An 18206-nucleotide genomic window follows, 5' to 3' on the forward strand; every position below is an offset into this window, starting at 1 on the left:
AAGGTCATGCCATTTGCTAAGCTTTTAAGAACTTGTTTGCGATAGTCTAGTGAATAAGTCATGATAATTAAGTATATCTGTTGAGATGTTTTATCTTATAACACTTTTGTATTTGATACACTATATAAACGCGCATAATAGAGACCTAAGCTATGAATCCTGAGTTTTGGCACAACCGTTGGCAAGAGAAACATACCGGCTTTCATCAGTCAGAGGTCAATCCACTATTAATTAAATATTGGTCAAAGTTAAACTTGCCAGCTGGTAGCCGTGTCTTTGTGCCTTTGTGTGGCAAATCAATAGATATGATTTGGTTGGCAGCGCAGGGTTATGACATTGTGGGTGTTGAGTTGGTTGAATCCGCCGTCAAAGAGTTTTTTAGTGAAAATCGTATTTTACATACGATAATTAACCACCCTCATAACCCCAATATTAAATATTATCATTGGCAACATGAAAATCAGAAAATAGAGATATTAGTTGCTGACATATTTTCATTATCTATTGAAGACATTGATTATATTGACGCAGTCTATGATAGAGCGGCATTGATTGCCCTGCCAGCTGATATGCGTCCCGACTATAGCGAACAGATACGTAAAGTTAGCGACAATGCGCCACAATTGCTAATAACTCTTAATTATGATCAAAGTAAAAAGGATGGGCCGCCGTTCTCTATTAATGGCGAACAACTACAGCAATATTATGGCAATCACTATCAGCTCTGTGAGCTAGCAAGTGAGTCTTCTTCTATAGGATCTGCACCTGATCTAAACGTCACAGAGCATGTTTGGCTATTGAAATAACCAATAAAGAATTGGTTTGCGCAGCGATGAGTTAGTATTCAATCACAAGGAAAAAGCGGAATGAAAATATTCGTTGGTCTGATAAGTTTGATCGCTGTTTTACTGGTCGCGCTCGCAGGGCCACTTTATAAGTTTGGCATGATTGAGTTAGCGACTGCGTTTGCAGGGTTTAAATTTGGTGTGTTTGCTGGTATTGCCGCATTAATACTATTAGTCATACAGCTATTATTTAAACGAAACACAGCGAGTATTGGTAGCGCGTTAATCTCAGCAGTGCTTGCTATTACTGCCATTGCTATTCCACTTAGTATGATGAATACCGCCAAAAACGTACCGCCCATTCATGATATTTCTACCGATTTGGTAAATCCGCCCGCATTTGTTGCCATTGCCCCGCTACGCGCTGATGCGCCTAATCCAGTCGCTTATGATGGTATTGAGACAGCAGAACAACAGCGTATCGGCTATCCTGACCTACAAACATTGCGCTATGACCAAACGCAGCCTAAATTGATTGCGGCAAGCACACAAGCTATTGAAAACTTGGGTTGGGAGCTGGTCAATATCGATGCAGATAAAGGCATCATAGAAGCGACAGACATCACTGCTTGGTTCGGCTTTAAAGACGATGTCGTCGTCCGTATCATGGATAACGAGAATGAACGTTTAGTCGATATACGCAGTAAATCACGAGTTGGTGGTAGCGATCTGGGTAAAAACGCAGCGCGGGTTCATAAGTTGATTGATGAACTAGATAATATGCTGGCTAAGTAGATAGGTTCTATTTGCTAGAAAAGCTCTGAAATTTAAATGCTGTCTGACGCTTTGAGCTTTTAGCTCAACAAAATACTCTCCTAACCTCACGCCATCGTCAATTTATCGTAACCATTCATAATCTTAGTACTTCGACAGCTTTTCTTTACTGTTTAGATTGGTTACTCTACGTTAATATCATTTTTTTACCTTTTGCTTTTTTCTCTCAATAATCACTTTGATGTTTATAGGATATTTTCATGCGTTTGACTTCCCTCTCTACCTTGTCGCTGCTTAGTGTTGCGGTCGGCATTAGTCTCGCTAGCACCGCTCAAGCCGCGCAGCCACCAGCACCGGATCTATCCAATAGCGAATTTCAGCAATGTTTGGATGGTCTAAAAAACTCGAGTAAATTTAGCGATGTAAACAGCTATACTTTTAATAATTATCGTCCAAGCCAGCCTGATCCTAGCGTCATTCAGTCGCTCAACTATCAGCCAGAGTTTCAAAAAGATGTCTGGGATTATCTCTCAGCGCTAGTAGACAAAGAGCGTGTCGAAGATGGTATCCGTGCCAAGCGTCAGTGGCGCGACACCCTGCGTCAAATCGAATCGCGTTACGGGGTAAAAGCGGAGCATGTACTTGGGGTATGGGGCGTGGAGTCTAACTTTGGTCAAACCTTAGGCAAAAAACCATTGTTTGAATCTTTGGCGACATTGTCTTGCTTTGATCGTCGTCAAAGCTATTTCCAAGGTGAGTATGCCAATGCGCTAAAAATTGTACAAAACGGCGATATCGTACCTAATGACATGACGGGATCATGGGCGGGTGCGTTTGGGCAGACACAGTTTATGCCCAGTACCTTTTTAGAGCTAGCAGTGGATGGTGACGGTGATGGTCGTCGTGACCTCGTTAATAGCGTGCCTGATGCACTTGCCTCTACTGCAAATTTCTTGGACAAACGTGGTTATCGTACGGGCGAGCCTTGGGGTTACGAGGTCAAACTACCTGACGGATTTTGGGCGGCTTCTAACCGCAAAGACAAAAAGTCTATCAGCCATTGGCGCAATCAAGGTTTAACGCTAACTAACGGCAGTCCGCTGCCTTATGACTTGAGTAGTGCGGGTTTATTGCTACCAGCTGGTGTCGATGGTCCTGCGTTTTTGGTCGGTAAAAACTTTGATACGTTCTACTCGTATAATGCGTCAGAAAACTATGCCTTGGCTATCGCGCATTTATCAGATTTGATCACTCGTGAAGACAGTAGCAAAACGGACTTTATCACCGCTTGGCCAACAGATGATCCTGGTATCAGTCGCCAACAAGCAAAAGATATTCAGCAAGCCTTGCTAAATGCAGGATATGATATTGGCGGTGTTGATGGCATCATTGGAGACAATACCCGTACCGCTATCCAGCAATACCAATCTAGTCGAGGCATTTTCCCAGCAGATGGACGTGCAGGTCAGAAGTTCTATCGTGCTATCGTTGGTAATGCAGCACCAAGTCAAGTCCAGTACGGTCAGCCAACAAATAGCCGACCTTTGAACCCTGCGCCTGCCGATCGCATGGGACAACTGATTCAGCAACAGACCACTACGCCTAATAGCTATTCTTCTCAACCATCGGTAAGCCCTTCAACCTCTACCAATACGCGTTATCGCCGTGTTGCTAGTGCTGATGGTACGATCAAGCTAGTTCGCATTGACGAAGGGTCATAATAATGTACCGAATAGTCCTATCGTAAATCATTAAAAAAGCCACGCTATGATTAGCGTGGCTTTTTTATGTTTGATGCCTAGTGAAGACCTTCACCTATCACATCGATATTTAAAGAAAGATTTAGACAATAGGTGGCGGATTTGGTTTACCGTTGTCACCGTCCCAGTTTTCACGAGCGTTATCGTCTAGATCAGCAGCTGTTTTTGGCTCCCACTTGCCATTTTCTTTCCAAGTCGCATCGCCCCAGTCTTCATCTTCTGCTTTTCTATCCAAATCTTTGTAAGCTTGGCTTGGATCGATGCCGCGGCGTTTCATATCTGCCACTTGTTCTTCTAGCGTATGAAATTGATCAGCATCATGCATGCTTTTCTCTAGACCATCAAGCTCTCTTAATAACTCATCATTTTTAGCGTTACTCATTGTGTGCTCTCCTTAATCGGTCAATATTGTAGTACGTTCTATGCATTTTTAATTTTAATACAATTTTTTGTCTAAATAAGATCAGTATCTGATGGTTCTTATTATCACGAGTCTTGAGCCGATTCACAACCATTGCCGCGTATGCTTTGTATTACAAAACGTAGTCATGGTCACCGTGAGCATTTCTGCAGATGATTTTTGATGATATTAAAGGGTGGCAGTCATGAGGGTTGATCTTATTCAGACGTTTGAGAATTCTCATTTTCTAATAAGTTTTTTGCATAAAACGTGAGCTTCCAAAGCTCTTGTGACAAACGCGTACCGTAGGTCGTCAATTGTATCCAGTTTGCGCTTACCAGCTGACGCTGTAAGTGATTGAGATCATCTTGAGAGATTTGGCAGCGTGAGACAGCATGAACGTTTGGCATGTCACTTTTGATATCTATCTCAGCTTTTGGAGCGATTAGGCGATTAATGGCATTTTGTAGCCCATAGCTCGAAAATGTAGACGGTATTTTCACTAAAGTCGCTAATATTTCTTGCCAAGATAGCGTTATGCTTCTAGTGACATCTTTTAAGTTCCCACCTTCATAAGCTTGAGCACTGTACTGAATATCAAAAGTCTCTGTCAGTATGATCGGCTTGCTAACATTGTCAGCCCCAAAATCCTCATCAACAGAACTTTCTTTCTTGGTATTTATGTTTATATTCTTATTCTTAGATAAGAGATCCGCAAACCTTTCAGCGATGGTTTGATTACTAAACTTAATCATCTCCTCGGTCGCTCTCACCCAGCCACCTGTCACTTTATGACTGGCTACTGCGTTGTAGTATGCTTGTACGAGTAACGCTTCGATATCGTCCTCTGTATCGTAATAATATATTTGATTGTCTTGCTTAGATACTAGTTTGACAAGCTCTTGTAATTGGCGACTGATACCAGCCTCTTGATAGTGATTTTTGACTAAGATCAGTAGCGGCTTGAGTTTGGCTTTTGCATTCAGATAACTTAAATGCATTTGACTAACGCCTGTCTTTTGCACTGTTCCATAGCTGTCACCAATGATCATCAACGCATAATCACAAGAATCGATGCATTGTCGACCATATAGCGAGGATTTTGGTAGCTTACTGGACACGTCATAAGTCAAAAACGCACGTGCCTGAAAAAATATCGCTACGCTGTCCAACACCAATAATTGATCGTTGTCAGCACATATAACATGAATATGATAGCGGCGATGTGGCACGATTACCTCTGAGCTTAGGTTGCGGCATAAAAGGGCATGAGATGAAATAGAGCACAAATATCTTTCTTGGCGTAGCTGTGATTAATCTTACAAAAATGTATTTGATCTATTTTAATAAAATCCATGCTATAGGCAAGGGATTGGCGCAAATAACTTTACTAGCAATTACTCAGGATAGTATTGCAATACTGTCTCTTTACCAAGTAAACGCTCAATCAAAGCGCTTAGTCTATCACTATATTTGGTAGCATGGAAAGTTAATGGCAGTCTGATATCAACATTTGTCTTATTAATCGCACTCAAATCCTGAGTACTTGTCTCATTATCAAGAGTGGCTGACATCTGATTTGCGACCAATAGCTGCTTAACTCGCTCAGCGATTGCCTGCCCAGAGTCAACCACCTGTATCGATAACTGCTGCTGTGCAATTTCGTCTAATAAAAACGATTTAAAAAATGGATAATGTGTACAGCCGAGCACTAGCTGGTCAATACCTTCATTAGCAAATGCCCGTAGCTGTTGGCGTAGACGCTGAGCCGTCTCATCTTCAACTGGCATGCCAGCCTCTACCCAAGGCACCAGTTGTGGATCAAAATACTTGGTAACCACTGTGCTATTAGGATTGGCAAAACTAGCAATGACATCATTGAGTAATGACCCATTTAAAGTGGCTTTGGTAGCCAATACCGCCACATGTCCACTTTTACTTGCCAGTACGGCGGGCTTTAAAGCAGGTACCAAGCCCACGATAGGTAATTGCGGATAACATTTTCTTGCTGTATCCAAAGCATAAGCTGATGCGCTATTACAAGCGATAACAATGAGCTTGCAGCCTTGTTGATATAACCATTCTATTGCTTTTAAAGTAAGCGCTTCGATATCTTCACTTTCACGATTGCCATAAGGAACATTTAAGGTATCAGCGTAATATATATAGCGTTCATTAGGTAGTTGCTGGGCTAAATGCAAATAGATCGATAAGCCGCCAACGCCGGAGTCAAACAACCCAATGGGAGCACTGCGAGCGGTATTACTCGCGGCCGTATCGATAGCCATCGAATGGATACTTGCTTTATGAATGGCAGGATTTTTGAAAGCGCTACCATCCAAAACATTTGCTCGCATTGTCGTCACTTTCATCATGTGATTTGCAGTAATAGCCATCTCTACGCTACCGCCATTTTTGTATACATATTATCTTCACGCCGCTTATGTCTCTCGTTATCCCGTTAAATCTCTTGTAGCTTATCCATATCGTGGTATCGGTTAGTAACCCAGCAGCTCACATTATAACAATCAATAGCGTACTATTTATTGTTACTTAATTGACTGGCATCGATAATGAATAGGACTCACTGCCGCTTTGTAACGTTAGTATTGTCTCACCATTATGCTCTGTTAGCTCACCAATCTCTGTCAGATGATAAAAGGTATTGCGCCCAATCAGCGCCATCAAGCCATTTCTGACAAGCATATAAGGGCGTACTTGTATTTGAGTTGCTGTGTCTAGAGTGTGCTCAGTACTGACAGCTTCATTTACCGTATCATCACTTTTAGGATTATACGCTTTTAATATAATAGGATGCTCATTATCCAAGCGTACCACATCACCGGTCGTCGTCGTGAACTCCAACCAGCTCATATCATCTTCCTGAACAATGCCAACATCGTTAATCAACAGTGGTGCATCTTCTACTTGAATACGGATTTTTTGTACTGGGGTTTTCAAAAAGTATTCGATAACGCCATTATTTTCTTCTTTCCACAAAATAGTCGCAAATAAACTGACAAGTGACTCTCTGGTCATCTGCCCACCCTCATGCCACCACTCCCCATTTGCTTTGATAATTAAGTCCATATCAGCGATATCTTCAGGGTGCCACTTTTCGAGTGGCGGTATTGCACGTCCTTCACGTGCCCCAGCTGTGGACTTAAGATAGTGACTTAGCGCATCCATGCTATTCAAACCAGAACCCTTGCCACTTGGAGCTTCTACGTTATTTTCACGACTACTATCAGCATGATTATTGTCATTATTCATCGCTCAATCCTTTATTTAGTATTCAAAGTTTGGCAAATCTATTATTACTATAAATTTTTGTTTCAGGTATGATGAAACTTTATCGCCCAAATACCTTCATTGCCTTGATATAACCTTAACACCGTTGCTCATAAATGCGTATCGTGTTTGTAGGACTTTTCTTTTATAATGAGTAACGATTTTTTATTGAAATGGTCAAGTGGGTTTTGTATTGATGACACATTTTTATCGGGCAGCCATATGTCTGAGTGACGTTAGCACCGCAAGTCTATTATTCAGTTGTTAAGCTAATGATGCCCTGAGATAAGCCACTAAAAGTTTAGGAGTAGGTATGCAAGAGCAAGACAATCAAACGCCAGTTATTGATAGTAATACTGTGAACGCTGACGCACCAGTAGCAACAGAGACCGCAACACTAGATAAAGCAGAACCAGTGGTAGAGCCTGTGGCAGCAGAACCTGAGATCGAACGTGAATCAATGGAATTTGATGTCATTATTGTGGGCGGCGGACCTGCAGGTCTCTCTGCTGCTATTCGCCTGCGCCAGCTCGCTATTGAAGCCGGTAACGATGAATTTATGGTGTGTGTGGTCGAAAAAGGCTCTGAATTTGGTGCCCATACGTTATCTGGCGCTGTCATTGAACCACGTGCGCTCAATGAGCTGATTCCAGACTGGAAAGAAAAAGGCGCGCCGCTCAACGTACCAGCGACAGAAGATCGTTTTTACTATCTAAACTCTGCTACTCGCTCAACCAAAGTACCTCATTCGTTGATTCCGGGGCCTATGCATAATGATGGCAACTATATTGTCTCATTGGGTAATGTCGTTCGTTGGTTGGCTGTGCAGGCAGAAGAGCTTGAAGTCATGATGTTCCCAGGTTTCCCTGCCGATGACATCTTATATAACGATGACGGTTCGGTAAGAGGTGTATTAACGGGTGATATGGGTGTGGCTGCTAATGGCGAAGCCAAGCCTAGTTTTGAACCTGGTTACGAGCTGCTTGCCAAATACACTATTTTTGCCGAAGGTAGCCGTGGTCATTTGGGTAAGCGCTTAATCAGCCGTTTTGATCTAGATAAAGACTCTGATCCTCAGCATTATGGTATCGGTCTAAAAGAGCTGTGGGAAGTTGAGCCTGATAAGCATGAGCAAGGTGTTGTCATGCATGGTCTTGGCTGGCCATTGACTGAAACTGGCTCAACTGGTGGCTGGTGGTTATACTTTGATGAAAACAACCAAGTAAGCTTTGGTCTTGTGGCCGATTTGTCTTACCACAACCCTTATGTCTCTCCATTTGATGAGATGCAACGCTTAAAAACGCATCCTGTCATCAAGAGTGTCCTAGAAGGCGGTAAGCGTATTTCTTACGGCGCACGTGCTTTGACCAAAGGTGGTCTAAACTCACTACCGAAGTTTACCTTCCCAGGTGGCGTATTGGTCGGTGATGATGCTGGATTTTTGAACCCAGCAAAAATCAAAGGCACACATACCTCGATGAAGTCAGGTATGCTCGCCGCCGAAGCGATCTTTGAGGCGCTACAAGCAGAGCGTCAGCATGACGAAGTCGTTGCTTATACCACTATGTACAAAGAGTCATGGTTATATCAAGATAACTACGAGTCGCGCAACTTTTCACCTGCGATCCATCGTATGGGTCTATTCATGGGCGGTGCTTTCACCTTTATCGAGCACAACTTGCTAAAAGGTAAAATGCCATTTACTTTGCATGACAATATCCCAGATTATGATCAGTTAGAGCGTGCCAACCATGCTTATCAACCAACCTATCTCAAGCCTGATGGTAAGTTGGTATTTGATAAATTGTCGTCGGTATTTATCTCTAATACCAACCATGCAGAAGATCAACCAACGCATCTAAAACTCACTGACCCTACGGTGCCTATCTCTATCAACTTACCTTTGTATGCTGAGCCTGCGCGTCTATACTGCCCAGCGGGTGTATACGAAGTGGTCAAAGATGCTGAAGGCGCTAAGTTTGTTATCAATGCTCAGAACTGTGTACATTGTAAGACCTGTGATATCAAAGACCCTTCGCAGAACATCACTTGGGTAACGCCAGAAGGTGGCGGTGGTCCTAACTATCCAAACATGTAAATCAGGATAACTCTGATTTAGCATAGTATATGTATCGTTATTAAAAATCATACCTCAATAAAAAACGCCCTTCTTTCTAAGAGAAGGGCGTTTTTTTGTGCCTACCACAAGCAATTTTGCTTCATCCGTACCGCTTAATCTGTCCAAGCATCACGATTGGCTTCAGACCCATCGACAAGTTTGCAAAGTTCCAAATAGTGACGAAACTGAATAAATTGTATGAACAATATAAATAGTAAGCGACGTGCGACCATCACGTTTGATTATTGGTTCTCTATATTTATTTTTGAGATAAATAATCTTTGCAATTTGTTTTTTATAGAATATATTAAGTAATAATTCATCAGCACAAACTGGATATTTGTCGTATAATTTTAGCATCGCTTATATTCAGCGCTATATTTACCAAGCCGATTTTTAGTAGATATACTTCAGTCTATGCTTTGTTGGTTGTAACTATCGCTGTTGAATCGTGCTAAGATGAAATTCGAATGATTCTATGCTGGCCTCATAGCTACTAATAAGGATGAGTCGGCCAATATAGATGAATCGGCATAAATGTTTGAAGCGTTAAAGTATTAAGACTCTTGTCAGGAAGACGAGATTGTGAAAAAGACACCGGATAGTCCTACCCTTCTGTCTTCCTCAATGAACCCTGGTTTGCTATTTGATAGTTTTTATTTAAGGGATCAATGTAATGTCCACAATGATATTTATTTTTGCTAAATAATTGCTGATAAATAGATATGCGCCTGCGCATCTTCATTGTCACTATATAAAGTAGTATCTGTCTATTTTTTATCATGATGTTCATCGTAAAAAGTAGCCCAAGCTCTTCTTGTATGGTTGATATTTTTTAGGTAAGACAAAAGGAGTTGTCCTATGAAAGCTCATAACGATCCATCTGGATATTGGCGCGCCAATATTCGTCTGATTACAGGTAGTTTAATTATTTGGGCGCTATGCTCATATGGCTTTGCTATCTTGTTACGTCCATTATTAGCGGGCATCAAAATCGGTGGTACTGATTTAGGATTTTGGTTTGCGCAACAAGGCTCTATCGTAGTCTTTATTATTCTAATTTTCTTTTACGCTTGGCGTATGAATAAACTAGATAAACAATATGGCGTAGACGAGGAATAGATCATGAGTCAATTTGCGATTAATATTATTTTTGTAGGTCTATCTTTCGCGCTTTATTTTGGGATTGCGATTTGGGCACGTGCTGGTTCAACCAGCGAATTTTATGTTGCGGGCGGCGGAGTGCATCCGGTCGTCAACGGTATGGCAACCGCTGCTGACTGGATGAGTGCCGCGTCATTCATCTCAATGGCAGGCCTTATTGCTGCTAGTGGTTATGGCGCCTCCACCTACCTCATGGGCTGGACAGGCGGTTACGTTCTACTCGCTATGCTTTTAGCACCTTACCTACGTAAATTTGGTAAATTCACGGTCCCTGATTTTATCGGTGACCGGTTTTATTCCAAAACAGCAGCCATGATTGCTGTGGTTTGTTTGATTATCGCCTCGACTACCTATGTTATCGGTCAGATGACTGGTGCTGGCGTTGCATTCTCACGCTTCTTAGAAGTTGAAAACACAACGGGTCTGCTCATTGCGGCTGTCGTTGTATTCTTCTATGCGGTGTTAGGCGGTATGAAAGGGATCACTTATACGCAGGTTGCGCAATATGTCGTATTGATGGTCGCGTATACCATTCCTGCTGTATTTATCTCACTTGAATTAACAGGTAACCCAATTCCTGGTCTTGGTTTGTTCTCAAACCACATCGAATCTGGCGTTCCTATTTTAACTAAGCTTAACCAAGTCGTGACTGACTTAGGATTTGCCTCTTATACGGCGGATGTGCCTAACAAGCTAAACATGGTGTTATTTACGCTATCACTGATGATTGGTACAGCTGGTCTACCACACGTTATCATTCGCTTTTTCACGGTTCCTAAAGTAGCCGATGCACGTTGGACAGCGGGTTGGACACTAGTATTCATCTCGCTATTGTACTTTACTGCGCCAGCGGTAGGTGCGATGGCTCGTCTCAACCTCATTGATACGGTCTATCCACAAGGGGTTGCAGAAGCACCTTTAGAATATGATCAACGTCCAGACTGGATGGCAACATGGGAAGACACAGGACTTATCAAGTATAACGATCTAAACAATGATGGTCGTATCCAGCTGTATAACGACAGTGGACTTGGTGCCGCTCAAGTAGCGCTTAACACCGCTGAAGCGGATGGTGGCGATGTTGCTGCAGCTACCGCAGCGGTAGAAACAGCTCGCATTGCACATGATGCAGAAATGGATGGTCGTTTTGCCAATGCTGGATGGGCAGGTAACGAGCTGGATGTGAACAATGACATCTTAGTACTCGCTAACCCAGAAATCGCCAATCTTCCATCATGGGTTATTGGTCTTATCGCTGCAGGTGGTTTGGCAGCAGCACTATCAACAGCAGCCGGTCTACTACTTGCGATTTCCTCAGCGATTAGCCATGACTTGATCAAACGTAACCTAAACCCAAACATCACTGATAAACAAGAGCTCAAGTATGCTCGTATTACAATGGGCGTTGCAATCGTAGTAGCGACTTATCTGGGTATTAATCCACCAGGATTTGCCGCACAGGTCGTTGCATTGGCCTTCGGTATTGCAGGCGCTTCACTGTTCCCTGCACTAATGATGGGGATTTTCTCTAAGCGTATTAACAACCTAGGCGCTATCGCTGGGATGTTAACAGGCTTGATTACTATCCTAGTGTATATCTTTGTCTTCAAAGGTTGGTTCTTTATCAGTGGTACTGCGAATTTCCCTGATACTGAAGAGTACTGGTTATTTGGTATTTCACCGCTATCTTTTGGTGCGGTTGGTGCCTTACTTAACTTCATCGTGGCATTCGCAGTATCTTATGCGACTGCTCCACCACCAGTACATATTCAAGAGCTGGTTGAGAGCGTACGTTCTCCACGTGGCGCGGGCGGTGCAATCGACCACTAAGCTCACAGTTGAGGATATATCTTCTGTTACTATATATCACTCACAGGCAGCAGCTGCTTGTGAGTGATTTTTTATTTTATACTTATAATAAAATGTAATTAATTCAGCTTGATTGAATACACATACCCCATTAAGGAATATTTTATGCTTTTTGAGTTTATCGCCACGATGGCTGCCGCGTTTGGGATGGCTGGACTAGCACTAATCATAACTCACTTCAGCAAATTGGCAGGCAAACGTACCCCTAAATGGCTAATCCCATTGTTTGCAGCAATTGGTATTTTTGCCTTTCAGATAAACCAAGAATATAGCTGGTATGGTCAACAAGTGCGAGAGCTGCCAGAAGGCGTAGAAGTTGTCAAAGTAGCAAAAAGTACGCAGTGGTTCCGCCCATGGTCTTATGCTAAGCCACAAATATTACGTTTTATCGCGGCAGATATCGGTAATGCTAGCGTACAAGTAGACGATCCAGATGTGCATTTGGTCAATTTATACTTATTTGAAAGACGAAGAAGTGTCGAAAAAGTTGCACAGGTTATCGATTGCAATGCGCCTGCACGTGCAGATTACGTCATACCAGAAAAAGGTAGTAAGCTCACGATTGATGAGCATGTCAAACAAACCACCGCATGGTATAAGCTAGCAACAGATGACCCTCTGTTTATCAGTATCTGTACTGACCAAAAAACCTGATACGGCATCACTCATAGACATAGTAACTATGTAAAAAGCGGTTATATAAAAAGTTCTAAAAGATTGCTCACTTGATTAAATTAATAACGCTGAGCCGTGGCTGAATAAGTATGTTTTGAATTGGCTCCTAGCAATAGCCCAGCACACAAACCACCAAAATGTGCTGCAAACGAGATTCCTTGTTGCGGCATCAGTCCTTGCTTAATGGTTAGCCAATAGCCAGTGCCCATGACAATACAAGCCATCAGATAACCCCAACGCCGAGCAAACACAGCACCGCCTATCATATAACCGAACATCGCAAAACATAATCCTGATGCACCAATATGAATAGAAGATGGCGACCCAATCACCCAAGTAACCAATCCTGAAGCGATGACCAACTTGATAATCGTGCGATAGGCGTTTTTCTCAAACAATCCAAATAAAAACAAAATTTGTAATAGCGTCACCGTGTTGCCAATTAAGTGTGACAAATTGCCATGCATCGTCCATGAGGCGAATACCCCGATCATGCTGCCCACATCTAACGCACGCGGTACAATCCCAAAGATATTCCACAGTCCAAATAGCGCCACTTCATTTAAGAAAAACATACCCCACATCGGTATGAGTACAAAAGCGTATAAACCAACAACCTGCTTTATTCGCGCTACAATCAAGTTGAGCAATTGCTGCCAATTCATATACCATCCTATTGTTTAGATTTCGCTTGTCTGTATATGCTTCAATGATTTACTGCAAATAGTGGGCGCACAGCAGGCTTGAATGACAATAATGTTGCGTCTTTATCAGTAGTTAGATAGCTATCACCGTGCAGTAACGACGTGGAACGATAAGGAACCAAGGCCGTAGGTATAAATCGACGTGCTGCATCGATATGCTTGATTGAATCATCAAAGAATATATGTGGTGCAAACGTTCTAAGCACTGCTGTTTTTTCCAGCCCTCCTAAAAAAAATGCCATATCGACATTTACGCCCCACTCTCGTAGCGTTTTGATAGCGCGCAAATCAGCAGGTGCATTACGAGCGGTCACAAGCGCAATTTTGATTGGAGAATATTGCAAACCAGCTGGTAAACGTTCCTGTAAATTTGACAGTTTAATCAATAGCTCAGCGTAAGGGCCTTTTTCAATCGGTAAATCACGCATTTGTACTTCACGATCATGAAAAGCTCGTAGCCCCTTTTGCTTATATAGTAACTCACCCGAATCATCAAACAACACCGCATCGCCATCGAAGGCAATACGTAGCTGATCAGTATCTAACTCATAGGTATTGACAGGAGTAGCGTCCAATATGGCACAGGCACAGATATTGGCATCAGCCACTTGCTGCGCATCTTCGCGATTGGTGGTCAAAAACAGATCGACATTGAAGTCTTTAATATAGGGAGCCACAGGACTGCCTGAGATAAATGCTGAGCGTGAAATATTGATATCATGCTCTAAAATAGCATTGAGTACTTGAATGCCTGTATCTGGACTACTTTTTGAGACGATAACGACTTCAACCAAAGGTGTTTCAATGTCTGAATCCTTACGCTCGTTATCATCACAATATTCATTTAAATTTAGTAATGCTTTAATCAGTGGGTAGCCGGCGCCAATATTTAGAGCGTCATTCTCACGCTCTATCATATAGTCTCGAAACTCTTTTATGGCGCTTGCGGGCCTTTGATCTAGCAGTTCTAGCAAGTGGTTTTCTGACTCTGTTAAATCAAAAAGTGCCGTTGCAGAAATTGCGACGATGAGCGTATTAGTAAAATCGACAGCCATGACTATCTCTACTTATGAAATTATACAGGGGAATGAATGCAGACCAGTTTACTACATTCACAAGCCTTTATAATACTAAGAAAAGTTACCATAATGCAGCGTCTCAGATCATGAATTTGCAAGATATTCTGCTCTTCATTCTTGGAAAAAGCATTAGCCAATAAAAAAGCCACACTGCTCTATTAGCAATATGGCTTCTTAACGATTAGAAAATCTGCTGCACTAAAATACAATGACTTTATACGCTTGGATTTGGATTCAAACTACCCCAACAGCACTAATGAGATCGCAGGGAACGCTACTAAGATAACCAATCTAACCAAGTCCGACACAATAAATGGTGCTACCCCGCGGAACATATCACTCAGCTTAATATGCGGTGCCATCGCCTTAATCACAAAGATATTCATCCCCATTGGCGGCGTAATCAGTCCAAGCTCCACCGTCAACACCGCAATAATACCGAACCATACTGGATCAAACCCCAATGCTAGAATGATCGGATACACCACAGGGATTGTAATCACCAGCATCGCTAGTGCATCCATAAACAGACCCAGCAAGAAGTACATGATCAAAATACAGATCAGCACAATCATCGGACTGACCGCCAAGCCACCGATCCAGGACGCCAGCGTATAAGACAAGCGCGACACCGAGATAAAGTAACCTAATGCCTCTGCACCCAGCAGCATAAAGAACACCACCGCAGACAGCGCCAAGGTCTCAATCAATGACTGTTTTAACCCATCTAGACGCATGCCTTTGGCAAACGCATAAGCCCAAGAGACAAAAGCACCGACGGCTGCCCCTTCTGTTGGCGTGAATAGCCCAAAGAAGATACCCGCGATAATCACGATAAAGATAAAGCTAAAAGGGATCAGGCCAGTCAATGATACAAGCTTGGCTTTCCAAGAGGTTCTCTCACCGCGCTTCGCAAGATGTGGTTTCCAGCGCACCATGATCATCACCGTGATGGAGTACATCACCATGCCGAGCATCCCTGGTAAGAAGCCTGCGATAAACATGTCACCGACCGACTGCTGGGTTAAGATAGCGTAGACCAGTAAAGCAATACTGGGCGGGATCATGATACCGAGCGTACCACCAGCGGCTAAAATACCGCAGGCAAAGCCGGGTTGATAGCCATACTTCTCCATTTGCGGTAGAGCTACTTTGGTCATGGTTGAGGCGGTGGCGAGAGAAGACCCTGAGATAGACGCAAAGATACCGGAGGAGCCGATACCAGCAATACCCAGACTGCCCCTCACCCCACCAAAGATGGTTCGAGTGGCTTCAAACAGCTTACCTGCCATACCAGAATGGGTCGCAAACACGCCCATTAGGATAAATAAAGGAATGGCACTGAAATCATATTTCGCTAAGACATCGACTGGAATGTCTTTGAGCATTTGTAAGGCACCACTGGGCGCAGTGACCGCACCAAAACCAACCAAGCCCACACCAAGCATAGCAAGGGCGACGGGAACACGAATGACGACGAGCAAGATCATGACTACAAGGCCAATGGCGCCGATAATTTCTGGACTCATGCGCCTGTCTCCTCGGCGTCAAAGAATTCGCCTGTTTTAAAGATGTTGATGGATTCGATCAGTGAGCGTATGGCCAGTAAAGCGCTTAACAAAGCACTGATGAGATAAATTGGCATCATGGAGATACGCAAATCTTGGGTGACTTTGCCAAATTCCATGGCGTCAATGGCGCTCTCATAGAGTCCCCAGGCAAAGACGATGCCGATGACAAAGAAGCCAAGCATAAAGACACCCATCATATAGCCTTTGATAGACTGGGGCATCTTCTGGGTGAAGACGTCGACGATGATTTGCGAGCGCTCGACAAAGGCGGCAAAGGCGGCGAGCAGTGCAAATAGCATGAAATAGGAGACGATCTCAACCGAGCCTTTGACGGTGAAACCGAACTCACCACCCGTGAGCTTGAAGATGTAACGGGCGACGACATCAGTCATGGTGGTGAGGACGATAATGATGAGACTGATGCCGCCGATAAACTGGCACAGTCTTGAGATTAGGACGCTGAGCTTGACTAGTAGGGTCATGTTGTACCTCCAATGGATTAGACCACTTTACAGGCAGCACTAGCAGCTTTTGCTTTTTCATAGACACCATCAGCATCCAAACCCAAAGCATTAACATCTTTCAGATATTTTTGCGTTCCTTTTTCGAGTGGGCCTTTCCAATCTGGATCGTTTAGCGGATCAGGAATTTCAACAATTTCGTCCCCCTTATCTTTAGCGGCTTGTATTGCCATTTGATCGTGCTTATCAAATACTTCCCCAACCTTATTGGCCATGGCCATTCCTGAATTCTTATCTAATACTTGTTTTAAGTCATCAGGCAAACTGTCGTATTTGTCCTTATTCATAGTGACCATAAGCGCTGAACTATAAAAAGGAATGTTAGTATGATATTTGGTAATCTCATCAATTTTAAAAGCCGTTACTGCCTCCCAAGGGAAACTCAAACCATCGACAACGCCGCGCTGCAAAGAAGTATACATATCGTTTGCAGGTAAACCGACTGGTGACGCACCAGCACTTTCTATAATATCGCCGGCAACTGCAGAAGGACGACGAATACGCATTCCTTTCATATCTTCAGGCGTTCGGATCAGTTTGTCCGTCGTGTGAAGTGAGCCAGGCCCAGCGCCATACATAAATAGCAAATGAGAATCCTCATACTCACCAGCAAGTGTGCCATCGTCATAAAGAGTCTGAAGCATACAACCCATTTGCGTGGCTGAATTTGATAGCCCTGGTAGCTCAGTAATCTGAGTTAATGGGAAGCGACCATTGGTATAACCATGTGCTTGTGATCCGATATCGATCGTACCTTTAGTGGCAGACTCATAAGTCACATCTGCTTTAGCAAGACCTGCTGAAGGATATAATTCAATTTTTAGGCGACCATCAGAGTCTGTCTCTATTTGTTTGGCCCACGGCTCAAAAACTTCAGTGCTAATAGATGACGTTGCTGGCCAAAAGTGTGAAAAACGTAAGACAGTGGTTTCTTGAGAAGTTGCTGAAGAACCATCAGTGGTGTCAGCAGATTGGTTAGAACAGCCGAAAAGACTAATAGCGGCTAAAGCGCCAATTGAAAAAAGAGGAGCTAACTTCATTATCAATTCCTTTTGATAATTGTGAGGATAGGAGTAGATCACATAAGTAGATAATCTAAACCATACGAGGCTTAGTCATTTACAAAAGATCAATATATTCTTTACGTACCTGTAATAAAAATATATTTTAAAATTAGCAGCTATAATGATAGAAGTCAAATCATTTTGATGATATATAAGAGCAATTGATTTAGGTTTTCAGGTATTTTGGAAATGACTGATCTAGTTATCAACAGTCATTGCTACAGGGTCACACAAAATTTTCCTGTAAACAAAGAAAATCCCCCGCCTAGATAACTAGTCGGGGGATATTTCAGAATAGAGAGCTGACGATGACCTACTCTCACATGGGCGAACCACACTACCATTGGCGCAACGATGTTTCACTTCTGAGTTCGGGAAGGGATCAGGTGGGGCCATCGCGCTATTGTCGTCAGCAAAGGGGGTTACAAAG

General features: G+C 43.0%; 16 protein-coding genes and 1 rRNA gene. 7 read left to right on the forward strand and 10 right to left on the reverse strand.

Annotation, left to right across the window (positions count from 1 at the left end):
- The first annotated feature begins 152 nt into the window (after positions 1–152).
- The 3 genes from tmpT (at position 153) to JMX83_RS13505 (ending at position 3280) form a co-directional block, all read left to right on the forward strand.
- Entirely contained in the window at positions 153–806 is a 654-nt protein-coding gene (gene tmpT, locus JMX83_RS13495) for a thiopurine S-methyltransferase (protein WP_201602766.1), read from the forward strand.
- A gap of 60 nt (positions 807–866) precedes the next feature.
- Complete coding sequence (locus JMX83_RS13500; RefSeq protein ID WP_201602768.1) at positions 867–1580, forward strand: DUF1499 domain-containing protein; 714 nt, start codon at positions 867–869, stop codon at positions 1578–1580.
- Positions 1581–1819: 239 nt separating this feature from the next.
- The gene (locus tag JMX83_RS13505) at positions 1820–3280 is read left to right on the forward strand and encodes a lytic murein transglycosylase (RefSeq protein WP_201602770.1); all 1461 of its coding nucleotides are present in this window, start codon (positions 1820–1822) and stop codon (positions 3278–3280) included.
- Between the two features lie 121 nt (positions 3281–3401).
- Here the strand turns inward: JMX83_RS13505 and JMX83_RS13510 are convergent, their stop codons facing one another.
- From JMX83_RS13510 to JMX83_RS13525, 4 genes are all read right to left on the reverse strand, one after another.
- Complete coding sequence (locus tag JMX83_RS13510; protein ID WP_114701879.1) at positions 3402–3701, reverse strand: hypothetical protein; 300 nt, start codon at positions 3699–3701, stop codon at positions 3402–3404.
- A 236-nt stretch (positions 3702–3937) separates the two neighbouring features.
- On the reverse strand, positions 3938–4951 hold the full coding sequence (locus JMX83_RS13515) for a DUF4062 domain-containing protein (protein WP_201602773.1): 1014 nt from the start codon (positions 4949–4951) through the stop codon (positions 3938–3940).
- 165 nt (positions 4952–5116) lie between these two features.
- The gene (gene murI / locus JMX83_RS13520; RefSeq protein WP_227675874.1) at positions 5117–6007 is read right to left on the reverse strand and encodes a glutamate racemase; all 891 of its coding nucleotides are present in this window, start codon (positions 6005–6007) and stop codon (positions 5117–5119) included.
- Between the two features lie 265 nt (positions 6008–6272).
- Positions 6273–6992: a DUF1285 domain-containing protein gene (locus JMX83_RS13525; RefSeq protein ID WP_201602779.1), complete on the reverse strand. Its 720-nt coding sequence runs from the start codon at positions 6990–6992 to the stop codon at positions 6273–6275.
- Between the two features lie 478 nt (positions 6993–7470).
- Here JMX83_RS13525 and JMX83_RS13530 point away from each other — a divergent pair, with 478 nt between their 5' ends.
- From JMX83_RS13530 to JMX83_RS13545, 4 genes are all read left to right on the forward strand, one after another.
- Positions 7471–9108: an electron transfer flavoprotein-ubiquinone oxidoreductase gene (locus tag JMX83_RS13530; RefSeq protein ID WP_201602800.1), complete on the forward strand. Its 1638-nt coding sequence runs from the start codon at positions 7471–7473 to the stop codon at positions 9106–9108.
- A gap of 882 nt (positions 9109–9990) precedes the next feature.
- The gene (locus JMX83_RS13535) at positions 9991–10251 is read left to right on the forward strand and encodes a DUF4212 domain-containing protein (RefSeq protein WP_058024780.1); all 261 of its coding nucleotides are present in this window, start codon (positions 9991–9993) and stop codon (positions 10249–10251) included.
- A 3-nt stretch (positions 10252–10254) separates the two neighbouring features.
- On the forward strand, positions 10255–12123 hold the full coding sequence (locus JMX83_RS13540; RefSeq protein ID WP_201602782.1) for a sodium:solute symporter family protein: 1869 nt from the start codon (positions 10255–10257) through the stop codon (positions 12121–12123).
- Between the two features lie 144 nt (positions 12124–12267).
- The gene (locus JMX83_RS13545) at positions 12268–12816 is read left to right on the forward strand and encodes a hypothetical protein (RefSeq protein WP_201602785.1); all 549 of its coding nucleotides are present in this window, start codon (positions 12268–12270) and stop codon (positions 12814–12816) included.
- A gap of 80 nt (positions 12817–12896) precedes the next feature.
- On the opposite strand, the gene JMX83_RS13550 is transcribed toward JMX83_RS13545, so the two are convergent.
- The 6 genes from JMX83_RS13550 to rrf all read right to left on the reverse strand — a co-directional run bounded on the left by JMX83_RS13550 (position 12897) and on the right by rrf (position 18190).
- Positions 12897–13502 (reverse strand): rhomboid family intramembrane serine protease, encoded by a 606-nt coding sequence (locus JMX83_RS13550; RefSeq protein WP_201602788.1) that lies wholly within the window; start codon positions 13500–13502, stop codon positions 12897–12899.
- A 41-nt stretch (positions 13503–13543) separates the two neighbouring features.
- Positions 13544–14596 carry a 5'-nucleotidase gene (locus tag JMX83_RS13555; protein ID WP_201602791.1) on the reverse strand — a complete coding sequence of 351 codons (1053 nt, stop codon included), beginning with the start codon at positions 14594–14596 and terminating at the stop codon, positions 13544–13546.
- 263 nt (positions 14597–14859) lie between these two features.
- Complete coding sequence (locus JMX83_RS13560) at positions 14860–16149, reverse strand: TRAP transporter large permease (protein WP_201602794.1); 1290 nt, start codon at positions 16147–16149, stop codon at positions 14860–14862.
- A complete protein-coding gene (locus JMX83_RS13565) occupies positions 16146–16673 on the reverse strand; it encodes a TRAP transporter small permease (protein ID WP_201602796.1) in 528 nt (175 codons plus the stop codon). Before JMX83_RS13565 ends, JMX83_RS13560 begins: the two co-directional genes overlap by 4 nt.
- A gap of 17 nt (positions 16674–16690) precedes the next feature.
- Positions 16691–17752, reverse strand: a complete 1062-nt coding sequence (locus tag JMX83_RS13570) for a TRAP transporter substrate-binding protein (protein ID WP_201602798.1) — start codon at positions 17750–17752, stop codon at positions 16691–16693.
- A gap of 324 nt (positions 17753–18076) precedes the next feature.
- A 5S ribosomal RNA gene (rrf, locus tag JMX83_RS13575) occupies positions 18077–18190 on the reverse strand.
- Positions 18191–18206: the final 16 nt, after the last annotated feature.

It is taken from the genome of Psychrobacter piscatorii (genome assembly GCF_904846415.1).
GTDB classification, from domain to species: Bacteria; Pseudomonadota; Gammaproteobacteria; order Pseudomonadales; family Moraxellaceae; genus Psychrobacter; species Psychrobacter piscatorii.